21 protein-coding genes are annotated in these 26076 nt (G+C 54.6%); 9 read left to right on the top strand and 12 right to left on the bottom strand.

Annotated features, from left to right (window positions below):
- Positions 1-28 precede the first annotated feature (28 nt).
- Both secA and mutT read left to right on the top strand, forming a co-directional pair.
- Positions 29-2734: a preprotein translocase subunit SecA gene (secA, locus tag FD428_RS17745; protein WP_047458916.1), complete on the top strand. Its 2706-nt coding sequence runs from the start codon at positions 29-31 to the stop codon at positions 2732-2734.
- Positions 2735-2792: 58 nt separating this feature from the next.
- The gene (mutT, locus tag FD428_RS17740; RefSeq protein ID WP_049010061.1) at positions 2793-3182 is read left to right on the top strand and encodes an 8-oxo-dGTP diphosphatase MutT; all 390 of its coding nucleotides are present in this window, start codon (positions 2793-2795) and stop codon (positions 3180-3182) included.
- Between the two features lie 95 nt (positions 3183-3277).
- On the opposite strand, the gene yacG is transcribed toward mutT, so the two are convergent.
- From yacG to coaE, 3 genes are read right to left on the bottom strand one after another with little or no spacing between them, the layout of a single operon-like run.
- Positions 3278-3472 (bottom strand): DNA gyrase inhibitor YacG, encoded by a 195-nt coding sequence (yacG, locus tag FD428_RS17735; RefSeq protein ID WP_047458910.1) that lies wholly within the window; start codon positions 3470-3472, stop codon positions 3278-3280.
- Between the two features lie 9 nt (positions 3473-3481).
- Complete coding sequence (zapD, locus tag FD428_RS17730; RefSeq protein ID WP_012134063.1) at positions 3482-4225, bottom strand: cell division protein ZapD; 744 nt, start codon at positions 4223-4225, stop codon at positions 3482-3484.
- Positions 4225-4845, bottom strand: a complete 621-nt coding sequence (gene coaE / locus FD428_RS17725; protein WP_058668570.1) for a dephospho-CoA kinase — start codon at positions 4843-4845, stop codon at positions 4225-4227. The genes zapD and coaE overlap by 1 nt, the downstream gene beginning before the upstream one ends.
- Before the next feature lie 225 nt (positions 4846-5070).
- On the opposite strand from coaE, the gene FD428_RS17720 reads away from it, so the two are divergent.
- A complete protein-coding gene (locus FD428_RS17720; protein WP_012134060.1) occupies positions 5071-6114 on the top strand; it encodes a GMP reductase in 1044 nt (347 codons plus the stop codon).
- Positions 6115-6147: 33 nt separating this feature from the next.
- Here the strand turns inward: FD428_RS17720 and hofC are convergent, their stop codons facing one another.
- The 4 genes from hofC to nadC form a co-directional block, all read right to left on the bottom strand.
- Entirely contained in the window at positions 6148-7350 is a 1203-nt protein-coding gene (gene hofC / locus FD428_RS17715; protein ID WP_114847957.1) for a protein transport protein HofC, read from the bottom strand.
- Positions 7340-8725 carry a type II secretion system protein GspE gene (gene gspE, locus FD428_RS17710; RefSeq protein ID WP_114847956.1) on the bottom strand — a complete coding sequence of 462 codons (1386 nt, stop codon included), beginning with the start codon at positions 8723-8725 and terminating at the stop codon, positions 7340-7342. The genes hofC and gspE overlap by 11 nt, the downstream gene beginning before the upstream one ends.
- 10 nt (positions 8726-8735) lie before the next feature.
- Positions 8736-9173 carry a prepilin peptidase-dependent pilin gene (gene ppdD / locus FD428_RS17705; RefSeq protein ID WP_114847955.1) on the bottom strand — a complete coding sequence of 146 codons (438 nt, stop codon included), beginning with the start codon at positions 9171-9173 and terminating at the stop codon, positions 8736-8738.
- 356 nt (positions 9174-9529) lie between these two features.
- The gene (gene nadC, locus FD428_RS17700; RefSeq protein WP_012134056.1) at positions 9530-10423 is read right to left on the bottom strand and encodes a carboxylating nicotinate-nucleotide diphosphorylase; all 894 of its coding nucleotides are present in this window, start codon (positions 10421-10423) and stop codon (positions 9530-9532) included.
- An 87-nt stretch (positions 10424-10510) separates the two neighbouring features.
- Here nadC and ampD point away from each other — a divergent pair, with 87 nt between their 5' ends.
- Both ampD and ampE read left to right on the top strand, forming a co-directional pair.
- On the top strand, positions 10511-11074 hold the full coding sequence (ampD, locus tag FD428_RS17695) for a 1,6-anhydro-N-acetylmuramyl-L-alanine amidase AmpD (protein ID WP_012134055.1): 564 nt from the start codon (positions 10511-10513) through the stop codon (positions 11072-11074).
- Positions 11071-11925: a beta-lactamase regulator AmpE gene (ampE, locus tag FD428_RS17690; RefSeq protein WP_114847954.1), complete on the top strand. Its 855-nt coding sequence runs from the start codon at positions 11071-11073 to the stop codon at positions 11923-11925. Before ampD ends, ampE begins: the two co-directional genes overlap by 4 nt.
- Positions 11926-12023: 98 nt before the next feature.
- Here ampE and FD428_RS17685 read toward each other — a convergent pair whose 3' ends face one another.
- From FD428_RS17685 to aroP, 3 genes are all read right to left on the bottom strand, one after another.
- A complete protein-coding gene (locus FD428_RS17685; protein ID WP_012134053.1) occupies positions 12024-12974 on the bottom strand; it encodes a family 43 glycosylhydrolase in 951 nt (316 codons plus the stop codon).
- Positions 12974-14380: a glycoside-pentoside-hexuronide (GPH):cation symporter gene (locus FD428_RS17680; protein WP_114847953.1), complete on the bottom strand. Its 1407-nt coding sequence runs from the start codon at positions 14378-14380 to the stop codon at positions 12974-12976. Before FD428_RS17680 ends, FD428_RS17685 begins: the two co-directional genes overlap by 1 nt.
- Positions 14381-14535: 155 nt before the next feature.
- Positions 14536-15909 (bottom strand): aromatic amino acid transporter AroP, encoded by a 1374-nt coding sequence (gene aroP, locus FD428_RS17675; protein ID WP_012134051.1) that lies wholly within the window; start codon positions 15907-15909, stop codon positions 14536-14538.
- A 539-nt stretch (positions 15910-16448) separates the two neighbouring features.
- On the opposite strand from aroP, the gene pdhR reads away from it, so the two are divergent.
- From pdhR to lpdA, 4 genes are all read left to right on the top strand, one after another.
- On the top strand, positions 16449-17213 hold the full coding sequence (gene pdhR / locus FD428_RS17670; RefSeq protein WP_012134049.1) for a pyruvate dehydrogenase complex transcriptional repressor PdhR: 765 nt from the start codon (positions 16449-16451) through the stop codon (positions 17211-17213).
- Positions 17214-17376: 163 nt separating this feature from the next.
- A complete protein-coding gene (gene aceE / locus FD428_RS17665) occupies positions 17377-20040 on the top strand; it encodes a pyruvate dehydrogenase (acetyl-transferring), homodimeric type (RefSeq protein ID WP_012134048.1) in 2664 nt (887 codons plus the stop codon).
- Positions 20041-20054: 14 nt separating this feature from the next.
- Positions 20055-21944, top strand: a complete 1890-nt coding sequence (gene aceF / locus FD428_RS17660; RefSeq protein ID WP_114847952.1) for a pyruvate dehydrogenase complex dihydrolipoyllysine-residue acetyltransferase — start codon at positions 20055-20057, stop codon at positions 21942-21944.
- 202 nt (positions 21945-22146) lie between these two features.
- Positions 22147-23571 (top strand): dihydrolipoyl dehydrogenase, encoded by a 1425-nt coding sequence (lpdA, locus tag FD428_RS17655; protein ID WP_047463778.1) that lies wholly within the window; start codon positions 22147-22149, stop codon positions 23569-23571.
- 125 nt (positions 23572-23696) lie between these two features.
- Here the strand turns inward: lpdA and FD428_RS17650 are convergent, their stop codons facing one another.
- Complete coding sequence (locus FD428_RS17650; RefSeq protein ID WP_114847951.1) at positions 23697-24488, bottom strand: DUF2950 family protein; 792 nt, start codon at positions 24486-24488, stop codon at positions 23697-23699.
- Positions 24489-24500: 12 nt separating this feature from the next.
- Positions 24501-26063, bottom strand: coding sequence for a DUF3300 domain-containing protein (locus FD428_RS17645; RefSeq protein WP_114847950.1), 1563 nt, complete (start codon positions 26061-26063; stop codon positions 24501-24503).
- Positions 26064-26076: the final 13 nt, after the last annotated feature.

Below are 26076 nucleotides of genomic sequence, written 5' to 3'. Positions count from 1 at the left end.
CGCATCGCGGGGCGTTTGAGATTTTATTATGCTAATCAAATTGTTAACCAAAGTATTCGGTAGTCGTAACGATCGTACCTTGCGTCGTATGCGTAAAGCGGTCGGCATCATCAATGCCATGGAACCGGAGATGGAAAAACTCTCCGATGACGAACTGAAAGGGAAAACGGCAGAGTTTCGCGCGCGTCTGGAGAAAGGCGAAAGCGTTGAAAGCCTGATCCCGGAAGCGTTCGCCGTGGTTCGTGAAGCGAGTAAGCGCGTATTCGGCATGCGTCACTTTGACGTCCAGTTGCTGGGCGGTATGGTGCTGAACGATCGCTGTATCGCGGAAATGCGTACCGGTGAAGGTAAAACCCTGACCGCAACGCTGCCTGCTTACCTGAACGCGTTAAGCGGTAAGGGCGTACACGTCGTCACAGTGAACGACTATCTGGCGCAACGTGATGCTGAAAACAACCGCCCGCTGTTTGAATTCCTCGGGATGAGCGTCGGTATTAACCTGCCGGGCATGCCTGCCCCAGCAAAACGTGAAGCTTACGCCGCCGACATCACTTACGGCACCAACAACGAATACGGCTTTGACTACCTGCGCGATAACATGGCGTTCAGCCCGGAAGAGCGCGTACAGCGTAAACTGCACTATGCGCTGGTGGATGAGGTCGACTCCATCCTGATCGATGAAGCGCGTACGCCGCTGATCATTTCCGGCCCGGCTGAAGACAGCTCGGAAATGTACAAGAAAGTAAACAAGATCATCCCGCATCTGATTCGCCAGGAGAAAGAAGACTCTGATACCTTCCAGGGCGAAGGCCACTTCTCCGTTGATGAGAAAGCGCGTCAGGTCAACCTGACGGAACGCGGTCTGGTGCTGATCGAAGAACTGCTGGTGAAAGAAGGCATTATGGATGAAGGCGAGTCCCTGTACTCTCCGGGCAACATCATGCTGATGCACCACGTAACCGCCGCGCTGCGCGCGCACGCGCTGTTTACCCGCGATGTGGATTACATCGTTAAAGATGGCGAAGTGATCATCGTTGACGAACACACCGGTCGTACCATGCAGGGTCGCCGCTGGTCCGACGGTTTGCACCAGGCTGTGGAAGCGAAAGAAGGCGTGGAAATCCAGAACGAGAACCAGACGCTGGCATCCATCACCTTCCAGAACTACTTCCGTCTGTATGAGAAACTGGCCGGTATGACTGGTACCGCAGATACCGAAGCGTTCGAATTCAGCTCCATCTATAAGCTGGATACCGTTGTGGTTCCGACCAACCGTCCGATGATCCGTAAGGATATGCCGGATCTGGTCTACATGACCGAAGCGGAAAAAATTCAGGCGATCATTGAAGACATCAAAGAGCGTACCGCGAACGGCCAGCCGGTGCTGGTGGGTACGATCTCGATCGAAAAATCTGAAGTGGTCTCTAATGAGCTGACCAAAGCGGGCATCAAGCATAACGTTCTGAACGCCAAATTCCACGCCAACGAAGCGGCGATTGTCGCGCAGGCGGGCTACCCGGCTGCGGTCACTATCGCCACCAACATGGCCGGTCGTGGTACGGACATCGTGCTGGGTGGTAGCTGGCAGGCTGAAGTGGCGGAGCTGGAAAACCCAACGCCAGAGCAGATCGCGCAGATCAAAGCGGACTGGCAGGTTCGCCATGAGGCGGTGCTGGCGTCTGGCGGTCTGCACATCATCGGCACTGAGCGCCACGAATCTCGCCGTATCGACAACCAGTTGCGTGGTCGTTCCGGTCGTCAGGGCGATGCGGGTTCTTCCCGTTTCTACCTGTCAATGGAAGATGCGCTGATGCGTATTTTTGCCTCTGACCGTGTGTCGGGCATGATGCGTAAACTGGGTATGAAACCAGGTGAAGCCATTGAGCACCCGTGGGTGACTAAAGCGATTGCCAATGCGCAGCGTAAAGTTGAAAGCCGCAACTTCGATATTCGTAAGCAGCTGCTGGAATACGACGATGTCGCGAACGATCAGCGTCGCGCCATTTACACCCAGCGTAACGAACTGCTGGATGTCAGCGACGTCAGCGAAACCATCAACAGCATTCGTGAAGACGTCTTTAAAGTGACGATCGATGCGTACATTCCGCCGCAGTCGCTGGAAGAGATGTGGGATATTCCGGGTTTGCAGGAACGTCTGAAAAACGACTTCGATCTGGATATGCCAATTGCCGAGTGGCTGGATAAAGAGCCGGAGCTGCACGAAGAGACGCTGCGTGAGCGTATTCTGGCGCACTCAATCGAAGTGTATCAGCGTAAAGAAGAAGTAGTTGGCGCAGAGATGATGCGTCACTTCGAAAAAGGCGTCATGCTGCAAACTCTTGATTCGCTGTGGAAAGAGCACCTGGCGGCGATGGATTACCTGCGTCAGGGTATCCACCTGCGTGGCTATGCGCAGAAAGATCCGAAGCAGGAATACAAACGCGAGTCCTTCTCCATGTTTGCAGCAATGCTGGAATCGCTGAAGTATGAAGTGGTCAGTACGCTGAGCAAAGTTCAGGTTCGTATGCCTGAAGAAGTAGAAGCGATGGAACAACAGCGCCGCGAAGAAGCCGAGCGTTTAGCGCAGATGCAGCAGCTTAGTCATCAGGATGACGACAGCGCAGCGGCTGCTGCTCTGGCAGCGCAAACGGGCGATCGTAAAGTGGGTCGTAACGATCCTTGCCCTTGCGGTTCCGGTAAAAAATACAAACAGTGCCACGGCCGTCTGAGCTAAGGTCTGAATAAAGACAATGAGGCGCAGGTGACTGCGCCTTTTTTATGGATGTAACCGTATGAAAAAACTGCAAATCGCTGTCGGGATTATTCGCAACCCGAACCACGAAATTTTTATTACCCAACGTGCGGCCGATGCTCATATGGCCAATAAACTGGAGTTTCCCGGCGGGAAAATCGAAGCGGGCGAAACGCCGGAGCAGGCGCTGATCCGGGAGTTGCAGGAAGAAGTGGGGATCACCCCGCGTGAAGCAACGCTATTTGAAAAGCTGGAATATCAGTTCCCGGACAGGCACATCACACTGTGGTTCTGGTTAGTTGATCACTGGGAAGGGGAGCCGTGGGGAAAAGAGGGGCAACCGGGGCGGTGGATTGCGCAAGATGCTCTGAATGCGGAAGATTTCCCGCCCGCGAATGCGCCAGTAATTGAAAAACTGATTGCTGGCTAATGGTGTTCGTAGTTCGTAGGCCGGATAAGGCAACGCCGCCATCCGGCAAATTATGGCGGGGGCGCTGCGCTTGCCCGCCCTACGTTTTAGTTGAATTACTTCTGTTCTTCACTCCAGTCGTCGCTTTCTGACAAGTCGCCAGAGCTTGGAATACGCTTCTCTTCAGCGGCCCACTCGCCGAGATCGATCAACTGGCAGCGTTTAGAACAAAATGGACGGAACGGACTCACTTCGCCCCAGACAACGGTTTTCCCGCAGGTTGGGCAGCTAACGGTGATAGTTTCTGACATCTTTACTCCTTAACAACATGCCAGTTCGAAATCGAGGCGCTCAGGCACCAGGCCATTTTCGCTATCCAGCGGCATAAAGCGAATCGCAAAGCGGCTCTTATGCCCGGAAATTTGCGGATAGAGCTGTGAATCAAGCGCCAGTTGCAAACGCAGCAGGTCGGCATCATCGCCATTGTCCTGATAAAAACCATTCAGACTGGTTTGCTTACGGAACGGCGAGGAATTACGAATCAAATCCAGGATCAGCGTTAATGCCTGATTGAGCGGATTCAGGCTGGCGATCCAGGTTTCAACCTGCGCATCACGCTGTTCCTGCGGCAAATGCAGCCAGATATGCAGGGTCGGCAAATCAAAACTACAACAACCGCCAGGAATACTCAGGCGCTGACGAACCAGAGCAATCAGGCGATCTTCACGTAACTGCTGCCCGATACGCGGAGCAGAAATCAGAATGCTGCCCGCCGTCTTCAATTGCTGGCGCAGAGCCTCAATTCGACTCTGGTCAACCCCCGGCACTTCAACCCAGGCCTGAAGTTTGCGCTGCTGACGCTCAAGCTCTTTTAGCAACTCGGTCCGCACTTCACCACGTTCGAACACATCCAGCAAATCCCCGATGTTACGGAAAAAATGCAGAGCGTCCGCATGATCTGCGAGGGGTAAATTGACGGAGAGTTGCTGAATCAGAAACTCAATGCGCAGCCATGTACGCATCTTCTCATTGAGAGGGTGTTCAAAAAGGACCTGGGTGTGCATTACGGTTTTTCCTGTGAGACAAACTGCGACGCAAGCTGTAAATAGCGCGCGTGCAGGCGGGCAACATCCGACGCGATAGCGTCCGGTGCGCCATTATTATCAATAACATCATCTGCCACGGCAAGGCGTGCTTCACGCGTTGCCTGGGCAGCCAGAATTTGTTCAACATGTTCACGCGTCACATCATCGCGCTGCATGGTCCGCAAGAGCTGCGTTTCGGGCGTCACGTCGACCACCAGAACGCGATTGGCTTGTTTATACAGCGCATTTTCGACGAGCAGGGGCACAACCCATAGCACGTAAGGGGACGTTGCCTGCTGAAACTGACGCCGGGTTTCCTGCTGAATTAACGGATGGAGCAGGGCATTCAGCCAGGATTTCTCTTCAGGACTGGCAAAGATACGTTCGCGCAACATCCGACGTTGTAGCGAACCGTCTGGCGCGATAAGTGCAGAACCAAAATGTTCAGCGATCGCCATAAGGGCGGGTTGACCGGGTTCAACCACCTGACGCGCAATAATATCGGCGTCGATAACGTTTATTCCGAGGTCAGCGAATGCATTCGCAACGGTGCTTTTACCACTGCCAATGCCGCCGGTTAAGGCTACTGTATACCTCATAAGTCCAGATCCTGGGATTTAGGTTTGATAATCAAATGGTTAAAAGTTGAGCGCGCGAAGGCGATATTACTGTAGGCATTATCTACTATTCGCCAGGTAAATTTATGGGATTGTAGCGTAAAAAAAGAGAATTTCGCAGTCTTGCGCAAGCCTGATTAGTGCGTATGATAACGTCACTGGAGTTGTGAGTTTCGCTTTTTTGCCATTAACCCCAGGAATCCGCACATGCGTATCGAAGAAGATCTGAAATTAGGTTTCAAAGACGTTCTTATCCGCCCTAAACGCTCTACCCTCAAAAGTCGTTCTGATGTTGAACTGGAACGTCAATTCACCTTTAAACATTCAGGTCAGACCTGGTCCGGCGTGCCGATTATCGCGGCAAATATGGACACCGTCGGGACTTTCGAGATGGCAAGCGCTCTGGCATCGTTCGACATTCTGACTGCCGTACATAAGCACTATTCCGTTGAGGACTGGAACGCCTTCACCAGTACCGCCTCTGAGGATGTTCTCAGGCATGTGATGGTTTCAACAGGCACCTCCGATGCTGATTTCGAAAAAACCAAACAGATTCTGGCGCAGAGCCCGGCACTGAACTTTGTTTGTATTGATGTGGCAAATGGTTACTCCGAACACTTCGTGCAGTTTGTTTCAAAGGCGCGTGAAGCATGGCCGACAAAAACCATTTGTGCCGGTAACGTGGTGACTGGTGAAATGTGTGAAGAGTTGGTTCTCTCCGGCGCGGATATTGTAAAAGTCGGGATTGGCCCTGGCTCCGTATGTACCACGCGTGTGAAAACTGGCGTGGGCTATCCGCAGCTTTCTGCGGTGATTGAATGCGCCGATGCCGCGCATGGTCTGGGCGGTATGATTGTCAGCGATGGCGGTTGCACCATGCCTGGCGATGTCGCAAAAGCGTTCGGCGGCGGCGCGGATTTCGTGATGCTGGGCGGTATGCTGGCAGGCCATGAAGAAAGCGGCGGTAAAATTGTTGAAGAGAATGGCGAGAAATTTATGCTGTTCTATGGCATGAGTTCTGAATCCGCTATGACCCGTCACGTTGGCGGCGTTGCGCAATATCGTGCAGCAGAAGGGAAAACCGTTAAGCTGCCGCTGCGTGGCCCGGTGGAATACACCGCGCGTGATATCCTCGGCGGTCTGCGTTCAGCCTGTACCTACGTTGGCGCCTCCCGTCTGAAAGAGCTGACGAAACGCACGACGTTTATTCGGGTACAGGAACAAGAAAACCGCGTTTTCAATAGCCTGTAATCCCCTGCGCTGGCGCAGCACAATGCGCCAGCATTATCCCATACCGCTCATTGCATCCCCCAGATGGAAAACGGGCAAATACATTGCCACGACCAACGTACCAATAATGACCCCTGTGATAACAAGCAAGGCGGGTTCCAGTAGCGCCGCCAGGTTATCCGCCAGCGATAGCGTATTCTCACCGTGGTGCCGGGCAAGGTTATGCAACATTGCATCCAGCGCGCCGGAAGTTTCACCGGTCATGACCAACTGTATGCACAATGGGCTGAACTCACCGGCATTTTTAAGCGCCTGCCAGACCGGTTTTCCGGCATGAATATCGCGATGAACCTGAGCTAAACGCTGAGACCAGTAAGGGCAATTCAGGGTTTCTGCGACACTTTCCAGCCCTTGTGAAAAGGGGATTCCGGCGCGTTGCGTTAATGCCAGGATGGTGAAAATCTGCGTGAGTTTTTGGCCTCTGACCAGGCGTGCAATAACGGGACAGCGCAGCAGAAGACGCTGGCGTTGAATCTGCCAGTACGGTTTTTTTATTATCAAACCGTAGATTACCCCCGTTGCGATACCGGGCAGCGCCATCAGCCAGCCCCATTGGGCACTCCACTGCGCCAGTGTGATGATGCCCTGCGTCAGTGCCGGTAACGGCGTATTGAATGTCCGGTAGATAGCGGCAAACTCTGGCAGGACAAAGTGCAGCATGGCGAAAACAACCATCACGGCCATCGTCAGAATTATGATGGGATAACGCAGCGCTTTTTTGACTTTGTCAGCAAGCTGTTTTTGGGCATTTTGCTGACGCGCCAGCTCAAAGCAGCATTCATCGAGTTTTCCGGTAAGTTCCCCGGTACGGATCATCGCCTGATAGAGTGGAGGAAAGACCTGCGGCCATTGCGCCAGCGCGGAAGAAAGCGGGGCGCCTTGCTCCAGGTTATGGGCCAGCGTTTGCAGCAGCGCCTGCCATTGTCGACTGGGATGCTGCCCGGCAAGCAACGTCAGTCCTTCGGAAAGCGTAAGCCCCGCTTTGAGAAGCGTCGCCAGTTGGTGGACGATCTCCGCGCTTTGTTCTGCGCGCCAGTGTGCCGCTTTAACGCTCAAGCGTTTTGCGCGTATCGGTATGATGTGCTGATGTTCCAGAGCAACGAGCAGTGCGGCACGATCGTCAGCCCATAATGCCCCCTCTTCCGAATGGCCCGTGGCGTTAATCCCTTGCCAGCGCCAAAGCTGTTTAGCTGACATGGGGTAGCCCCAGAACGCGCAGGAGTTCTTCAAAGGTCGTCAATCCTTGTTCAACCGCATGACAGCCGTTCTCAAAAAGCGTACTCATCCCTTCCTGTCGGGCGCAGGACTCCAGCGCCTCAACGGTTGCATTGTTGATAAGCAACTGTCGCAATGCGGGCGTAACAGGCAAAACCTCGAAGAGTGCGGTACGCCCATAAAATCCGTGGTAGCAACGTTCGCAACCTGGCGCTTGCCAGCGGGGAAGCGTGGTAGGCCATAGCGCGGCGGGAAGCGAGACAGGCTCTGCGGCAAGATGACGGCAGTACGGACATAATTTTCTGACCAGTCGCTGGGCGACGACCAGCGTCAGGGCGGATGAGATCATCCAACGCGCGACGCCCATCTGCTGTAAACGTATCAGCGTTTCACTGGTGGAGTTGGTGTGCAGCGTGGACAGCACCAGGTGGCCGGTTTGCGCGGCTTTAATCGCAATTTCTGCTGTTTCGCCATCACGGATTTCGCCCACCATTATAATGTCGGGGTCCTGACGCAGCAGCGCGCGTAATACGCTCTGAAAGGTAAGTCCGGCGCGCGGATGAATTTGTGTCTGATTAAGGCCCTCGACAGGGATTTCGACCGGGTCTTCTACGCTACAGAGATTCACATCCAGGGTGTTGCGCGCCTGTAGCGCGCTGTAGAGCGTTACGGTTTTTCCACTGCCGGTAGGGCCTGTCACCAGAACCAGCCCCTGCGGTTGCCGTAGCGCCTGCATGAGCAGGGCGAGTTGCGTATCAGGCATGCCTAACGCGTTGAGATCAAGCGCCTGCTCGACCTGGTGAAGTAACCGCAGTACCACTTTCTCACCGTCCCGGCAGGGGAGGATCGCGACACGAAATGAAACCGCATTGCCCGCAAGCGTCACGGTAAATTGCCCGTCTTGCGGGAGTCGATGTTCGGCAATATCCAGATTGCCCAGTACCTTTAACCTTGCCGTCAGTGTCGCGCCGGTGACGGATGAAACGCCGGGCAAGGCATGAAGTACGCCATCCACGCGCAGCCTGATTCGGTAGTGGTTTTCCGCAGGTTCAATGTGGATGTCGGAAGCGCGTTTTGCCAGCGCGGATTCCAGCGTCTGCTGCAAAAGTTCCGCCGCCGTGCGGCTATCGTCGGCGATGACGGCCGGGAGCATTTTCCGGGGCTTATGCATATGGCCTTCCATCTGCTGACGAGTCCAGCAGACAATGTCGATCCGCTTTGTTGTGGCAAAGTGCAGGGCGTCCAGTAGTTCATGGGACGGTGAATCTACGACCGCGACGTGAACCACCTCGTTATCGGCATCGAGCAATATTCCCTGATGACGCAGGCACAGCGCCGTAAGTTGCGTGATGTTCATTGCTTTCTCCTTAGCTGGCGTCAAAGCGGAAAACATCTTCACAAGCCTGTTGCAGCGCGCTGTCGCTCTGGATGTTGCAACTGCGCGTCCAGCCGGTGATGCCGTTGGCGTTATCCCAGTTGGGCGTCATGGTGATGCTCAGACCGTTGAGGCTCTCCTGCCCGGTGAGCATTACCACGCCTTTTTCTATGCTCATGCCAGAGACGTAGCGGGTGGTGGTCGGAGAGGGGATGCCGTTGCTGCTGGCGTCGCAGGTTGCAATGCCGCCGTGTTCCAGCGCGCAGAGTTCGACGGCGGTGCGGTAAGGAACGAATGTCTGCAACATATCCGTCAGTGCGGCTTTGCACAGGTAGTTCTGGTAGGCCGGAATGCCGATGGCGCTCAGGATGGCGATAATGCCGATCACCACCATCAGTTCGATAAGCGTAAATCCGCGTTGTTTGTCCATTGTCTGCTCCTTGAGTTAACAGGCGCTACTTTGGCAAACGCAGGATATGATCCGCGAGCGGCAAAAATCGAAACGGGAAAGGGGATTCAGAAGATTGTTAGCGGGTTGCATAGCAAGGCAGCAGGTTTGCGAGGCCGCCCGAAAAAATGTGCCGGATGGCGGCGTAAACGCCTTATCCGGCCTACGGATTTACATCGTTTGTAGGCCCGATAAGCGAAGCGCCATCGGGCATTATCGGCAGGGTGTTACATCGTTTGTAGGCCCGATAAGCGGAGCGCCACCGGGCATTATCAGCCGGGATTAGCATTATTTGTAGGCCCGATAAGCGAAGCGCCATCGGGCATGACAATCCGGCGTTAGCGAAAACGCATGGAGAGATCGAGCGCTCTCACATGTTTGGTCAGCGCGCCAACGGAGATAAAATCTACACCGGTTTCGGCAAATTCGCGCAGGGTTTCATCAGTGACATTGCCGGAAACTTCCAGCCGCGCCTGTCCGTTGGTGCGTTTCACCGCTTCACGCATCTGATCCGTTTCGAAGTTATCCAGCATGATGATGTCTGCGCCCGCTTTCAGCGCGTCGTCCAGCTCATCCAGATTCTCAACTTCAACTTCAACCGGCACATCAGGATGCAGCCAGAAGGCTTTCTCGACCGCCTGGCGCACTGAGCCGGAAGCGATGATGTGGTTCTCTTTAATCAGAAAGGCGTCGGAAAGCCCCAGACGGTGATTCGCGCCGCCGCCGCACAATACGGCGTATTTTAATGCGGTTCGCAGACCCGGCAGGGTTTTGCGGGTGTCCAGCAGTTGCGTTTTTGTCCCCGCCAGTAAATCAACGTATTTACGGACTTCGCTTGCGACGCCGGAAAGCGTCTGAACAAAGTTCAACGCGGTGCGCTCGCCGGTCAGCAGGATGCGAGACGGGCCGTCCAGTTCAAACAGCGGCTGGTTGGCTTTAATGCTGTCGCCGTCCTGTACGCGCCAGGTGATGCTGACATCATCGCCGGCCAGTTGAATAAAGACCTCTTCTACCCAACGTTTTCCGCAGAATACGCCATCTTCACGGGTAATCACCGTGGCGTGAGAACGGGTGTTCTCCGGTAAAAGCTGCGCGGTAATATCGTTATTTGCGTCAACTTCTCCGCCTAAATCTTCACGCAGCGCCTGGGCGACAGCGGTGGGGATATCCAGATTTATGCGTTCCAACAGCGCGTCACGTCGGTAGTCAGGGTTGTAGCGGCGAGGCGGCATGATAAAACTCCAAATTGGTAACGAATCATAAGGTAGAAACATGCTACTCTGAACCGGATAACTGCACCATATAAAAGGAGGTTCTGTATGCTGTTAGACAAGGGCTGGCTGGCGGAGGCGCGACGCGTCCCCTCTCCTCATTTTGACTGCCGCCCGGATGACGAAACCCCTTCTTTGCTGGTGGTGCACAATATCAGCCTGCCGCCAGGCGAGTTTGGTGGTCCGTGGATTGATGCGCTATTCACCGGAACACTCGATCCCGCTGCCCATCCTTTTTTTGCCGAGATTGCCCATTTGCGCGTTTCGGCACATTGTCTGATTCGCCGTGATGGCGAAATTGTGCAGTATGTCCCTTTCGACAAGCGTGCCTGGCATGCGGGCGTGTCGAACTATCAGGGGCGTGAGCGCTGTAATGATTTTTCCATTGGTATCGAGCTGGAGGGAACGGACACGCTGGCTTATACCGATGCGCAGTATCAGCAACTGGCCGCCGTGACGCGCACGCTGATTGCGCTTTACCCGGCGATAGCCGACAACATGACCGGACACTGCAATATTGCGCCTGAGCGTAAAACCGATCCCGGTCCGTCTTTCGACTGGGCGAAGTTTCGCGCGCTGGTCACCGCCTCGTCACACAAGGAGATGACATGACGCTGTTTACGACATTACTGGTGCTGATTGTTGAGCGCCTGTTCAAGCTGGGTGAGCACTGGCATCTCGACCACCGACTGGAGGTCCTGTTCCGCCGGACGACGCATTTTTCGATGGTGCGTACGTTGGGGATGACGATTGTTGCGATGGCGGTGACGTTCCTGCTGCTGCGTGCGCTGGAAGGTTTACTGTTTAACGCTCCCACTCTGGTGGTCTGGATACTGATTGGTGTGTTGTGTATTGGTGCAGGGAAGGTTCGTCTGCATTATCACGCGTACCTGAACGCAGCTTCCCGTAATGATGCCCATGCCCGTGAAGCGATGGCTAACGAACTGACGCTGATCCACGGCGTGCCGCCAGACTGCAACGAACGGGAGTTTTTGCGCGAGCTGCAAAATGCGCTGCTCTGGATAAATTTCCGCTTTTATCTGGCGCCGCTGTTCTGGTTTATTATCGGCGGCCCGTGGGGGCCGGTGACGCTGGTCGGCTATGCGTTTCTGCGCGCCTGGCAGTCCTGGCTGGCGCGTTATCAAACGCCGCATCAACGTTTGCAGTCCGGCATTGACGCGATTCTTCATGTTCTGGACTGGATTCCGGTGCGTCTGGCTGGCGTGGTTTATGCGCTGCTGGGGCATGGCGAGAAGGCGCTGCCCGCCTGGTTTGTTTCGCTGGCGGATCTGCGCACGTCTCAGTACCAGGTGTTGACGCGTCTGGCACAGTTCTCGCTGGCCCGCGAGCCGCACACGGATAAGGTCGAAACGCCGAAAGCCGCTGTCTCAATGGCGAAGAAAACGTCTCTGGCGGTGGTGGTGGCGATCGCATTTCTGACCATTTACGGAGCGCTGGTGTAATGTCGTTTCGCCGGATGGCGCTGCGCTTATCCGGCCTACGGCATCACTCATTTATAGGTTTATAGGCCCGGTAAGCGCAGCGCCGCCGGGCAACGAGCTCAGACGGTATCCGCAGGCGGGATGCCAAAATCTGGCATTCCGTTTTCGTCCCAGCGAATCAGCTTCAGGCGGGTATGACGGTTCGGATCGTACAGCGGATCGCCTTCAATCTCCGTATAATTTCGCGCATGGTAGACCAGTACATCATCGCCTTCCGGCGTTTGGGTAAAGCTGTTGTGCCCTGGCCCATACTGGCAGTTTTCATTGCTGGTGGTAAAGACCGGACGCGGTGATTTGTGCCAGTTTGCCGGGTTTTGCGGATCGGCATGCATATCAATCCACAGCAGACCCATACAGTAGTTTTCGTCGGTGGCGCTGGCGGAATAGCTGATAAACAGCTTATCGCCGTGTGTGATAACCGCAGGCCCTTCATTGACGCGAAAACCCCGGCACTCCCAGTCGTATTCCGGCTTGCTGAGCATCACCGGCGCGCCTTTGATCGTCCACGGATTTTCCAGCCCGGCAAGATAGATATTGGAATTTCCGGCGATATCCGGCGCTTTCTGCGCCCACAAATACCACTGTTTTCCCTGATGGCTAAAAGTCGTGGCATCCAGCGCGAAGGTATCAAATGGTGTTTTGACCTGACCTTTTTCTTCCCAGACGCCGCTGAGTGGGTCGGCATCTGTACACTCCAGGACAAACATACGGTGCTGGAACATTCCCAGTTTGTCGAGCGCCTGGGTATGCGCGGCGGCGAAATAGATGTACCACTTGCCGTCGATGCGGTGAATCTCTGGCGCCCAGATAAGCTCGCACATCGGGCCGCTTTCAGGTTTACGCCAGACGACGACAGGGGAGGCGGTGCGTAAGTTTTCCAGCGAGTTTGCCCGACGGATCTCCAGCCGGTCATACTCCGGCACCGAGGCGATAAAGTAATAATGGTTGCCGTCGCGAAGGATAAACGGATCGGCGCGTTGTTCAATAAACGGGTTGGGCCAGTTTTGCATCAGGCTTTCCTTACTGTTTCAGCGACGTTAAATTGCGGGTCATCGTTGAGCTCGCGGTAGCTGGCGCGGCGTTTTTCCAGGTCCTTCTGAATCTGTTTCATCAGTTCGCGATCCACTTTCAGCAGGCGAACCACGCCGGCGGTGATCAGATAGCCGACGCCGGGGATCACCGTGAAGAGCAGAACAATACCGCCGATTGCCGTGTCGCTCTGCGCTTTGGCGCCAGCGTCGTAGCCATACCAGGATAACAGGAAACCGACCATTGCTCCGGCAATCGCCAGACCCAGTTTCAGGAAGAACAGGTTGCCGGAAAAACTGATGCCGGTGATGCGCTTGCCGGTTTTCCATTCGCCGTAGTCATCGACGTCTGCCATCAGCGACCAGTGCAGCGGGGAAGGGATCTGATGCAGGATGTTAAGCAGGAAGTAGAGCACCACGATAAGCGTAGTGGCTTTTGGATCGAAGAAGTAAAAAGCGCAGGAGAACAGCGCCAGCGCGATATTGGTCCAGAAGAAGACCTTCAGTTTGCACCAGCTGTCGGTCAGCACTTTCGCCAGCATACTGCCGATCATCATTCCCACCACGCCAAGGCTAATGAAAAGGGTAGCGAAGTGAGTGCTTTGCCCCATTACCCAGGTCACGTAATACATGGTTGCCGCCATGCGGATAAACCCCGGACAGACGTTGCACAACGTCAGCAGCAGGATGCGTACCCATTGATCGTTTTTCCATACGTCTTTGAAATCGTTCTTCATGTCATCATGGGTAGGAACGGCGGGACGAATGCGTTCACGAACGGTGGCGAAGCAGAACAGGAACATGCACATGCCGATAATCGCCAGTACGGTCATCGCCATCTGGTAGCCTTTGGCTTTATTGTCGCCGCCAAACCACTCCACCATCGGCAGCAGCGTTAATGACAACAGCAGAGTGGCAATCCCGACCAGCACAAAGCGGTATGACTGGCAGGCCACGCGCTCTTGCGGATCGTTGGTGATGACGCCGCCTAATGAGCAGTAGGGAATATTGATGGCGGTGTAGGTAATCGACAGCAGGAAATAGGTGACAAACGCATAGATAACCTTGCTGTTATATGTCCATTCCGGGGTGGTGAACATCAGGATGCTGAACAGCGCATAAGGGAAGGCAATCCACAGCAGCCAGGGACGAAATCGCCCGTATTTGCTTTGGGTACGATCGGCGATTGCGCCCATAATCGGGTCGGTAACGGCATCAATCACGCGAACGGAGAGGAGTAATACACCGACCAGAGCGGGAGCCAGCCCAAAAATATCTGTATAAAAATAGTTAACAAACAGCATTATGGCGCCAAAGATGATGTTGCATCCGGCGTCACCCATGCCATAGCCGATTTTTTCTTTTATCGACAGCTTACCCTTTTCCATTGAAACGTCTCCCATCAGATGATGTAGAGAATTATTCTGCGCAAGCGAAGTAATTGCGTTGCAGGATAACGCCGCTGATATGGATAAAATGGCTATACAGAGGAAAATGTGAGGCAGGTTGCAACCCTCACTCTTGCAAGTGAGGGCTGTGGGGATTAATGCGCTTTAACGGTTTTTGCGGTTTTCTGTTTACACAGATAGCCTACGCCCAGAATGACAATCCACACCGGAATCAGGTAGACCGAGATGGCCATGCCTGGCGTCATCAGCATAATGACCAGCACCGCCGCCATAAACAGCAGGCAGACCCAGTTACCCAGCGGGTAGAACAGCGCCGGGAAGCGAGTTTTCACTCCCTGCTGCTGTTTGGCGCGACGGAACTTTATGTGCGCGAGGCTGATCATTGCCCAGTTGATCACCAGAGCAGAGACCACCAGCGCCATCAGCAAGCCGAATGCCGAGTCCGGCGCCATATAGTTAATCAGCACGCAGAGCGCGGTAACCAGTGCGGAAACCAGAATGGTGTTCACCGGTACGCCGCGTTTATCCACGCTTAAAAACACTTTCGGCGCGTTGCCCTGCTGAGCCAGGCCGAACAGCATACGGCTGTTGCAGTATACGCAGCTGTTATAGACGGACAGCGCCGCGGTCAGTACCACGATATTCAGCGCGTTGGCCACGAGGGTATCGCCCAGTTCGTGGAAGATCAGGACGAACGGGCTGGTATCCGCCGTTACGCGCGTCCACGGCAGCAGAGAAAGCAGCACCGCCAGCGAACCAATATAGAAAATCAAAATACGGTAGATAACCTGGTTCGTCGCTTTCGGAATGCTTTGCTCCGGGTTGTCCGCTTCCGCCGCCGTGATCCCGACCAGCTCCAGTCCGCCGAAGGAGAACATGATAATCGCCATCATCATGACCAGCCCGGTGAAGCCATGCGGCAGGAAGCCGCCCTGTTCCCACAGGTTACGCACGGTTGCCTGCGGGCCGCCGTTGCCGCTAAACAGCAGCCAGCCGCCGAAGAGGATCATCGCCACCACTGCGATAACTTTAATGATGGCAAACCAGAACTCCATCTCACCAAACACTTTCACATTGGTCAGGTTGATGGCGTTGATGAGCACAAAGAAGGCCGCAGCGGAGACCCAGGTGGGGATTTCAGGCCACCAGAACTGAATGTATTTCCCGACCGCCGTCAGTTCCGCCATCGCAACCAGCACATACAGCACCCAATAGTTCCAGCCGGAAGCGAAGCCTGCAAATCCGCCCCAGTATTTATAGGCGAAGTGGCTGAACGAACCGGCAACCGGCTCTTCAACCACCATTTCACCTAACTGACGCATGATCAGAAAAGCGATAAAGCCCGCGATGGCATAACCCAGAATAATCCCTGGCCCTGCTGACTGGATAACGGATGCGCTGCCCAGAAACAGCCCGGTACCGATTGCGCCCCCCAGGGCGATTAGCTGGATATGGCGGTTTTTAAGACCGCGCTTTAGCTGCTCGCCATGCTGTTGACCTTCCATCATGAAACCTCGTGTGTGGTTATTTTTGAACTACGCAGTGACGCGTGTGTAAGTTTGCAATTCCATTTGTTGTATTAATATGTTTACGCTGATGAAATCTTAATTGTTACCGAAAGTCTTTCGTCGGCTAAAGAATAATGGTATGCGGGCGTTAATGCACCTGCTTTATGAAGGGACGATGACGAGTTGAATAAAAAGAAACCATTTGTAAATACCACCTCTCCCACCTCAAATTTTAGCCGATAAATATTTATTCATTATTTGTGAATATGAAAGCATTAAATAAGCGGTTGAATCGGTTCAGATAAAATTTTTCCTCGTTTCAATTACGTTAAATCTACTCCCAGGGGAGTAAATTTAACATTTGTGCATAGTTACATCTTTGAAACGTTATTTCTGTAATCTTGTTAAAATGTGCGTGGTTTACTGATTTCAATCAAAACCTGTATGGACAGAAGGTGAATACTTTGTTACTTTAGCGTCACGAACGTGAAATTGGTAAGACCAATTGACTCCGGGCAAATGGCTTAAGACAGGAAATCATGGCCTACAGCAAAATCCGCCAACCAAAACTATCCGATGTGATTGAGCAGCAGCTGGAGTTTTTAATCCTTGAGGGGACTTTGCGCCCCGGCGAAAAACTCCCACCGGAACGTGAACTGGCTAAACAGTTCGACGTCTCCCGCCCCTCTTTACGCGAGGCGATCCAACGTCTCGAAGCGAAGGGTTTGCTGCTTCGTCGCCAGGGCGGCGGAACTTTTGTGCAGAGCAGTCTGTGGCAGAGCTTTAGCGACCCACTGGTAGAACTGCTCTCCGATCATCCTGAATCCCAATTTGACCTGCTTGAGACGCGCCATGCGCTGGAAGGCATTGCCGCTTATTACGCGGCATTGCGTAGCACGGATGAAGACAAAACCCGCATTCGTGAACTCCATCATGCCATCGAGCTTGCTCAACAGTCCGGCGATCTGGATGCCGAATCCGACGCGGTTCTCCAGTATCAAATCGCTGTCACCGAAGCGGCGCACAATGTGGTGCTGCTCCATCTGCTAAGGTGTATGGAGCCGATGCTGGCGCAAAACGTTCGTCAGAACTTTGAATTGCTGTATGCGCGCCGGGAGATGCTTCCGCTGGTGAGCAGTCATCGCACCCGTATTTTTGAAGCGATCATCGCCGGTAACCCGATCGATGCGCGTGAAGCGTCGCATCGTCACCTGGCGTTTATCGAAGAGATTCTCCTGGACAGAAGCCGTGAGGAAAGCCGTCGTGAACGCGCCTTACGCCGTCTGGAGCAACGAAAGAATTAGTGATTTTTCTGGCAGAACGTTAACCAGAAGATGTTGTAAATCAAGCGCAAATTATAGCGCGCGGCAACTAAACGCAGAACCTGTCTTATTGCGCTTTCTGGCGAAAGCTCAATGGGACAGGTTCCAGACAAATCAACGTATTAGATAGATAAGGAATACCCCCATGTCAGAACGTTTCCCAAATGACGTGGATCCGATCGAAACTCGCGACTGGCTACAGGCGATCGAATCGGTCATCCGTGAAGAAGGTGTTGAGCGTGCTCAGTATCTGATTGACCAGCTTCTTTCTGAAGCCCGCAAAGGCGGCGTGAAAGTAGCGGCAGGTGCAGGGGCTAGCAACTATGTAAACACTATTGCCGTTGAAGATGAACCGGAATACCCGGGCAATCTGGAACTGGAGCGTCGTATCCGTTCAGCTATCCGCTGGAACGCCATCATGACCGTACTGCGTGCGTCTAAAAAAGACCTCGAACTGGGTGGCCACATGGCTTCCTTCCAGTCTTCCGCAACCGTTTATGATGTTTGCTTCAACCACTTCTTCCGCGCACGCAATGAGCAGGATGGCGGCGACCTGGTATACTTCCAGGGCCACATCTCCCCGGGCGTGTATGCACGCGCATTCCTGGAAGGCCGTCTGACTGAAGAGCAGATGGACAACTTCCGTCAGGAAGTTCATGGCAAAGGCCTCTCTTCCTACCCGCACCCGAAACTGATGCCGGAATTCTGGCAGTTCCCGACCGTATCTATGGGGCTGGGCCCAATCGGCGCGATCTACCAGGCTAAATTCCTGAAATATCTGGAACACCGTGGTCTGAAAGACACGTCCAAACAGACCGTTTACGCTTTCCTGGGCGACGGCGAGATGGACGAGCCGGAATCCAAAGGGGCTATCACCATCGCCACCCGTGAGAAACTGGACAACCTGGTCTTCATCATCAACTGTAACCTGCAACGTCTGGACGGCCCGGTAACCGGTAACGGCAAAATCGTTAACGAACTGGAAGGCATCTTTGACGGCGCTGGCTGGAACGTGATCAAAGTGATGTGGGGCGGTCGTTGGGATGAGCTGCTGCGTAAAGACACCAGCGGTAAACTGATCCAGCTGATGAACGAAACCGTTGACGGCGACTACCAGACCTTCAAATCCAAAGATGGCGCTTACGTACGTGAGCACTTCTTCGGTAAATATCCAGAAACCGCAGCCCTGGTTGCTGACTGGACTGATGAGCAGATCTGGGCACTGAACCGTGGTGGTCACGATCCGAAGAAAGTCTACGCTGCACTGAAAAAAGCGCAGGAAACCAAAGGCAAAGCAACGGTAATCCTGGCCCATACCATCAAAGGTTATGGCATGGGTGACACTGCCGAAGGTAAAAACATCGCGCACCAGGTTAAGAAAATGAACATGGACGGCGTTCGTTACGTCCGCGATCGTTTCAACGTGCCGGTATCCGATGCTGACATCGAAAAACTGCCGTACATTACCTTCCCGGAAGGTTCTGAAGAGCACACTTATTTGCACGCACAGCGTCAGAAACTGCACGGCTACCTGCCGAGCCGCCAGCCGAACTTCACTGAGAAGCTGGAACTGCCGACCCTGGAAGACTTCGGCGCGCTGCTGGAAGAGCAGAACAAAGAGATCTCCACCACTATCGCTTTCGTTCGTGCCCTGAACGTGATGCTGAAAAACAAGTCGATCAAAGATCGTCTGGTTCCGATCATCGCTGACGAAGCGCGTACTTTCGGTATGGAAGGTCTGTTCCGTCAGATCGGTATTTACAGCCCGAACGGCCAGCAGTACACCCCGCAGGACCGTGAGCAGGTTGCTTACTACAAAGAAGACGAGAAAGGTCAGATTTTGCAGGAAGGCATCAACGAGCTGGGCGCAGGTTCTTCCTGGCTGGCCGCTGCGACCTCTTACAGCACCAACAACCTGCCGATGATCCCGTTCTACATCTACTACTCCATGTTCGGGTTCCAGCGTATTGGCGACCTGTGCTGGGCAGCAGGTGACCAACAGGCGCGCGGCTTCCTGATCGGTGGTACTTCCGGTCGTACGACGCTGAACGGCGAAGGTTTGCAGCACGAAGATGGCCACAGCCACATTCAGTCTCTGACTATCCCGAACTGTATCTCTTACGATCCGTCTTACGCGTACGAAGTTGCGGTCATCATGCACGATGGTCTGGAGCGTATGTACGGTGAGAAACAAGAGAACGTTTACTACTACATCACCACGCTGAATGAAAACTACCACATGCCAGCCATGCCGGAAGGTGCTGAGGAAGGTATCCGTAAAGGTATCTACAAACTCGAAACCCTCGAAGGTAAGAAAGGTAAAGTTCAGCTGCTGGGCTCCGGTTCTATCCTGCGTCACGTTCGTGAAGCAGCAGAGATCCTGGCGAAAGATTACGGCGTAGGTTCTGACGTTTACAGCGTCACCTCCTTCACTGAACTGGCGCGTGATGGCCAGGATTGTGAGCGCTGGAACATGCTGCATCCGCTGGAAACTCCACGCGTTCCGTACATTGCCCAGGTAATGAACGACGCGCCGGCAGTGGCATCGACTGACTATATGAAACTGTTCGCCGAGCAGGTTCGTACTTATGTACCGGCTGATGATTACCGCGTACTGGGTACTGACGGTTTCGGCCGCTCTGACAGCCGTGAGAACCTGCGTCACCACTTCGAAGTGGATGCATCTTATGTGGTTGTTGCGGCTCTGGGCGAGCTGGCTAAACGTGGCGAAATCGATAAGAAAGTGGTAGCGGAAGCCATCACCAAATTCAACATCGATGCAGATAAAGTTAACCCGCGTCTGGCGTAAGAGGTAAAAGAATAATGGCTATCGAAATCAACGTACCGGACATCGGGGCTGATGAAGTTGAAATCACCGAAATCCTGGTCAAAGTGGGCGACAAAGTTGAAGCTGAACAGTCGCTGATCACCGTAGAAGGCGACAAGGCCTCTATGGAAGTTCCATCGCCGCAGGCGGGCGTCGTTAAAGAGATTAAAGTCTCTGTTGGCGACAAAACCGCGACGGGCGCACTTATCATGATTTTCGATTCCGCCGACGGTGCAGCTGACGCTGCGCCTGCTCCGGCAGAAGAGAAGAAAGAAGCCGCTCCGGCAGCCGCTCCTGCTGCTGCGGCAGCGAAAGACGTACACGTACCGGATATCGGCGGCGACGAAGTTGAAGTCACCGAGATCCTGGTCAAAGTGGGCGACACCGTTGCGGCTGAGCAGTCGCTGATCACCGTAGAAGGCGACAAAGCCTCTATGGAAGTGCCGGCGCCGTTCGCGGGTACAGTTAAAGAGATCAAAGTCAACGCTGGCGATAAAGTGTCTACCGGCTCTCTGATCATGGTCTTCGAAGTGGCGGGCGCTGCGCCTGCTGCTGCGCCCGCTCAGGCGGCAGCACCAGCAGCGGCGGCTCCGGCAGCAGCGGCTGGCGCGAAAGACGTTAACGTACCGGACATCGGCGGCGACGAAGTTGAAGTCACCGAAGTGATGGTTAAAGTCGGCGATAAAGTGGAAGCTGAACAGTCGCTGATCACCGTAGAAGGCGACAAAGCCTCTATGGAAGTGCCGGCGCCGTTCGCGGGCGTGGTTAAAGAGCTGAAAGTTAACGTTGGCGACAAAGTGTCTACCGGCTCTCTGATTATGGTCTTCGAAGTGGAAGGCGCTACCCCTGCCGCGGCTCCGGCTGCTGCTCCGGCACCTGCCGCTGCACCTGCTCAGGCCGCTAAACCGGCTGCTGCGCCTGCGGCAAAAGCGGAAGGCAAATCTGAGTTTGCTGAAAACGACGCTTACGTTCACGCGACCCCGCTGATTCGCCGCCTGGCGCGCGAGTTCGGCGTTAACCTGGCGAAAGTGAAGGGCACTGGCCGTAAAGGTCGTATCCTGCGCGAAGACGTTCAGGCTTACGTGAAAGACGCTATCAAGCGCGCTGAATCCGCGCCAGCGGGCGCAACCGGCGGTTCTCTGCCAGGTCTGCTGCCGTGGCCGAAAGTGGACTTCAGCAAGTTTGGTGAAGTGGAAGAAGTTGAACTGGGCCGCATCCAGAAGATCTCTGGTGCTAACCTGAGCCGTAACTGGGTGATGATCCCGCACGTTACGCACTTCGACAAAACGGATATCACCGATCTGGAAGCGTTCCGTAAGCAGCAGAATGCGGAAGCTGAAAAACGTAAGCTGGACGTGAAATTCACGCCAGTGGTCTTCATCATGAAAGCCGTTGCCGCTGCTCTGGAACAGATGCCGCGCTTCAACAGCTCTCTGTCTGAAGACGGTCAGCGCCTGACGTTGAAGAAGTACATCAACATTGGTGTCGCGGTCGACACGCCGAACGGTCTGGTTGTTCCGGTGTTCAAAGATGTGAACAAGAAGAGCATTACTGAGCTGTCCCGTGAACTGACGACCATCTCTAAGAAAGCGCGTGATGGTAAGCTGACCGCTGGCGAAATGCAGGGCGGTTGCTTCACTATCTCCAGCATCGGCGGCCTGGGCACCACCCACTTCGCGCCGATTGTGAACGCGCCGGAAGTGGCTATCCTCGGCGTTTCTAAGTCCGCAATGGAACCGGTGTGGAATGGTAAAGAGTTTACTCCGCGTCTGATGATGCCGATTTCTCTCTCCTTCGACCACCGCGTGATTGACGGTGCTGATGGTGCTCGCTTTATCACCATCATCAACAACACGCTGTCTGACATTCGCCGTCTGGTGATGTAAGCAAGCAAAAAAGTCGGCCTGACGGCCGGCTTTTTTCTGGTAATCTCATGAAGTGAGTGAGGTTATCGTGCGAAAGACAAATCGGTTGCCGTTTGTTGTTTCAAAATTGTTAACAATTTTGTAAAATACGGGCGGATAGAACGACCCGGTGGATGATGGGCGACAAGACCAGGGATCGCCGGGAATAAATTAAGAGGTCATGATGAGTACTGAAATCAAAACTCAGGTCGTGGTACTTGGGGCAGGCCCGGCAGGTTACTCTGCTGCCTTCCGTTGCGCTGATTTAGGTCTGGAAACCGTAATCGTAGAACGTTACAACACCCTCGGCGGTGTTTGTCTGAACGTCGGCTGTATCCCTTCTAAAGCTCTTCTGCACGTAGCAAAAGTTATCGAAGAAGCCAAAGCACTGGCTGAACACGGTATCGTTTTTGGCGAGCCGAAAACCGATATCGACAAAATTCGTACCTGGAAAGAGAAAGTTATCACTCAACTGACCGGCGGTCTGGCTGGTATGGCGAAAGGCCGTAAAGTGAAAGTGGTAAACGGTCTGGGTAAATTCACCGGGGCCAACACCCTGGAAGTGGAAGGCGAGAACGGCAAAACCGTGATCAACTTCGACAACGCGATTATCGCAGCAGGTTCCCGTCCGATCCAACTGCCGTTTATTCCGCACGAAGATCCGCGCGTCTGGGACTCCACCGACGCACTGGAACTGAAATCCGTACCGAAACGTCTGCTGGTTATGGGCGGCGGTATCATCGGTCTGGAAATGGGTACGGTGTACCATGCGCTGGGTTCAGAGATCGACGTGGTTGAAATGTTCGACCAGGTTATCCCGGCGGCTGACAAAGACATCGTTAAAGTCTTCACCAAACGCATCGGCAAGAAATTCAACCTGATGCTGGAAACCAAAGTGACTGCCGTTGAAGCGAAAGAAGACGGTATTTACGTTTCCATGGAAGGCAAAAAAGCACCAGCAGAAGCACAGCGTTACGATGCGGTGCTGGTGGCTATCGGCCGTGTGCCGAACGGTAAAAACCTCGATGCTGGCAAGGCTGGCGTAGAAGTTGACGACCGTGGCTTCATCCGCGTAGACAAACAGCTGCGCACTAACGTACCGCACATCTTTGCTATCGGCGATATCGTCGGTCAGCCGATGCTGGCGCACAAAGGTGTTCACGAAGGTCACGTTGCCGCTGAAGTTATCGCCGGTAAGAAACACTACTTCGATCCGAAAGTTATTCCGTCCATCGCCTACACTGAGCCAGAAGTTGCATGGGTAGGTCTGACGGAGAAAGAAGCGAAAGAGAAAGGCATCAGCTACGAAACCGCCACCTTCCCGTGGGCAGCGTCTGGCCGTGCTATCGCTTCTGACTGCGCAGACGGTATGACCAAGCTGATTTTCGACAAAGAATCTCACCGTGTTATCGGTGGTGCGATTGTCGGCACCAACGGCGGCGAGCTGCTGGGCGAAATCGGTCTGGCGATCGAGATGGGCTGTGATGCTGAAGACATCGCGCTGACTATCCACGCTCACCCGACTCTGCACGAGTCCGTTGGCCTGGCAGCCGAAGTGTTCGAAGGCAGCATCACCGACCTGCCGAACCCGAAAGCGAAGAAGAAATAATCTTCTGAGTTGATAAAGAAAAAGCGGCTTAGCGGCCGCTTTTTTATTGGGTCAAATCCTGCCCCGGGTTTTGCCGGATGGCGGCATCAACGCCTTATCCGGCCTGTAATCTTTGATAACCGCTTTTACTCAACGGTCTGCCAGTGGGCATCGGCATTGAATTTATTGATTGTCGCGACGTTCTTCTCCGTCCCTTTTCCCAGGTTCGCCTGATACACCTTATCGTCCTGATTCACCATAAAGCTCATGACGCCCGTCTTCCCCCAAATTACCGGCCAGGCCAGCAGGGCGAAACCGTTCTCTGTGCTATCGGGAATAATGCGGAAATGGTAGCCGTGATAACCCTCACCGGGTGCCGAAGGACTGAATGCCGGGCCTAACGGGCTGGGCATCTCGCCGGGTTGTGCCGGCCAGTACAGTCCATCCTGCTGACCTTTGCTACTGATGAGTTTTGTCGCGAACCTCTGTTTGCGTTGCCAGTAATCGTATTGGGCATCCACATAGGCACGCATCGCTTCTATCGCCGACAGTTCATTGCGGCCGATGGCGCGGGTGAGGATCTCGTCCTGTGCGGCCGCCATATCAAAATGCCAGCCATCAGCATCTTTCATCATCGGTACAGGCAGTTGCCACTCGTCGCGCCCGACGTTCAGGTGCGCGGTATCGTCTTGCTGTACGATACGGTGGCTGATTTTCCAGTCGCGGTTAAAGCGGGCAACGGCTTCGGGGTCGGCGCCTTCCTGCGGCAGAAACTGTCGCCAGTTGTCGCCCAATAGCGCCGTCAACTGCGCCTCGTTTTGTGTGGCGACTGCGGTCGCGAACGCCGTTGCCGCGTCGTCAGGCGAAGGGAAGCGTTGTTGCGCGTAGCTCAACAACGGCAGCGACAGCAGCAGGGTGCTTAACAGGATTTTTTTCATCATCGACTCCGGTTAACGACGGCGAAATTCATGGCGCTCGGAAAGGTGTTCACGCGCAGCGGCACGCTGTTCAGTATTGAGATTGCCGACGTGACGACTCTGCTGGCCGCGCTGCTGCTGGGATTGCCAGGAGGGCGAACGGCTGTCGTTACCGCTGAACACATTGGCATGGTTCTGCCGGAAGGTCTGACGCTGCTGCGGCGTGGCGGATGCAACGCGCTGGTGAACGGTCTCCCGTTGCGGCTGTGACAGTGAATGTGACTGAGCCGACTCTCTGTGAACGCTGTCTTGCCGGGTGTCGTAGCCGCGATAGTTATTCCGCTGGGCAATCTGGTTTAGCTGCTGCGAGGCCGCTTTGCGCTGAGCATCGCGGGACGTCGCGCCAGGTGGTTGGGTTCGCGTGGCGGGAGACGCGTGGCTATGCTGCTGGAATTGCGCCATCGCCGCCTGACGCTGGCCGTCGCGGGAGGCTGGCGTCTGTTGAGTAGCGCTTAACCCGCCGCTGACATCGGTTTGATGAAAACGTTGGGACACCGCGTTGTTCTGATAGGGCACGCCGTTGCGATACGCCGGGTTGTGCTGCCAGGCCATTGTCTGCCCTTTGAGATTTTGCCCGGTAATGTGATTGAAGTTATTCACATTGATATTGATGTTATCCCCGTTGTGCTGGTAGCCATTGCCGCCGTGATGGTCGTTATCATCGTGGTGGTGATGGTCATCGTCGTGGTGATGATGATCGTCGTCCCAGTCGATGCTGCTGAACAACGCGTAGGTGGTGGCGACGCCGAGGCTATAACCAAAGCCTTTCACGAAACTGTCGGCGAATTGCTGTCCGGGAGGCGGCGGCAGATACACGGGCGGGTAAGCGGTGTTCGGCCAGGCGCCGTAAACGGTCGCGGGATTATAGTTGGGAACATAGACGACCTGTGGATCGGCGGGCTCAATTTTGATCACCGTCGGCGTCGTGCTCTGTACGTTAGCGGCGGCGGTCGCCTGCGTAGCTGCGGCGCTCTGCTTCGGCGTGCTGCTGACCGTTTGCTGCGGCGTGGATTTCAGCGAGCCGGTTTGCTGCGCCAGTAAACGCAGCCGTTGCACCGCGTCCATGACGTCCTGCGGCTGGGCCAGAAAAGCGTCGCCAAGGTTTTGCACCCACGTTGGGTTTTCGCCCATCAGCGCCATCAACTGGGGAAACGCCACCAGTGATTTCACGCTCGGGTCCCAGGGCTGACCGGAGACGGCCTGTATTGCCGCGTCGCCTTGCAGGGTTGGGTTGTCATGCGACCACTGCACCGCCTGAACCACGTTCGCCGGATAGGTGGCGGCCATCAGCACCTGAGAAAGCAGTGAGTCAGGGTAGAGCGCTATCGGGGCGACCCATTGATCGATTTGCGCTGCGGTAAACGCGGCTTTTGTTTCAGGTTCCGCGGCGGCGGTCGGCTGCGGCTGCACGGCAACGGGCGCGGGTTGAAGCGGGGCTTCGGGCGTGCGGCTTTTTACATACAACACACCCGAAGCGGCAAATAACCCTGCGCTGCATACCAGCGCAATTACATGGGGCTTAAAGGGCAACGTCATTTTATCTCTCCCG

It is taken from the genome of Citrobacter sp. TBCP-5362, from assembly GCF_005406305.1.
Taxonomy (GTDB): domain Bacteria; phylum Pseudomonadota; class Gammaproteobacteria; order Enterobacterales; family Enterobacteriaceae; genus Citrobacter_B; species Citrobacter_B koseri.
Note: the sequence above shows the minus strand (reverse complement) of the source record. Positions and strands in the feature narration are given on the sequence as shown.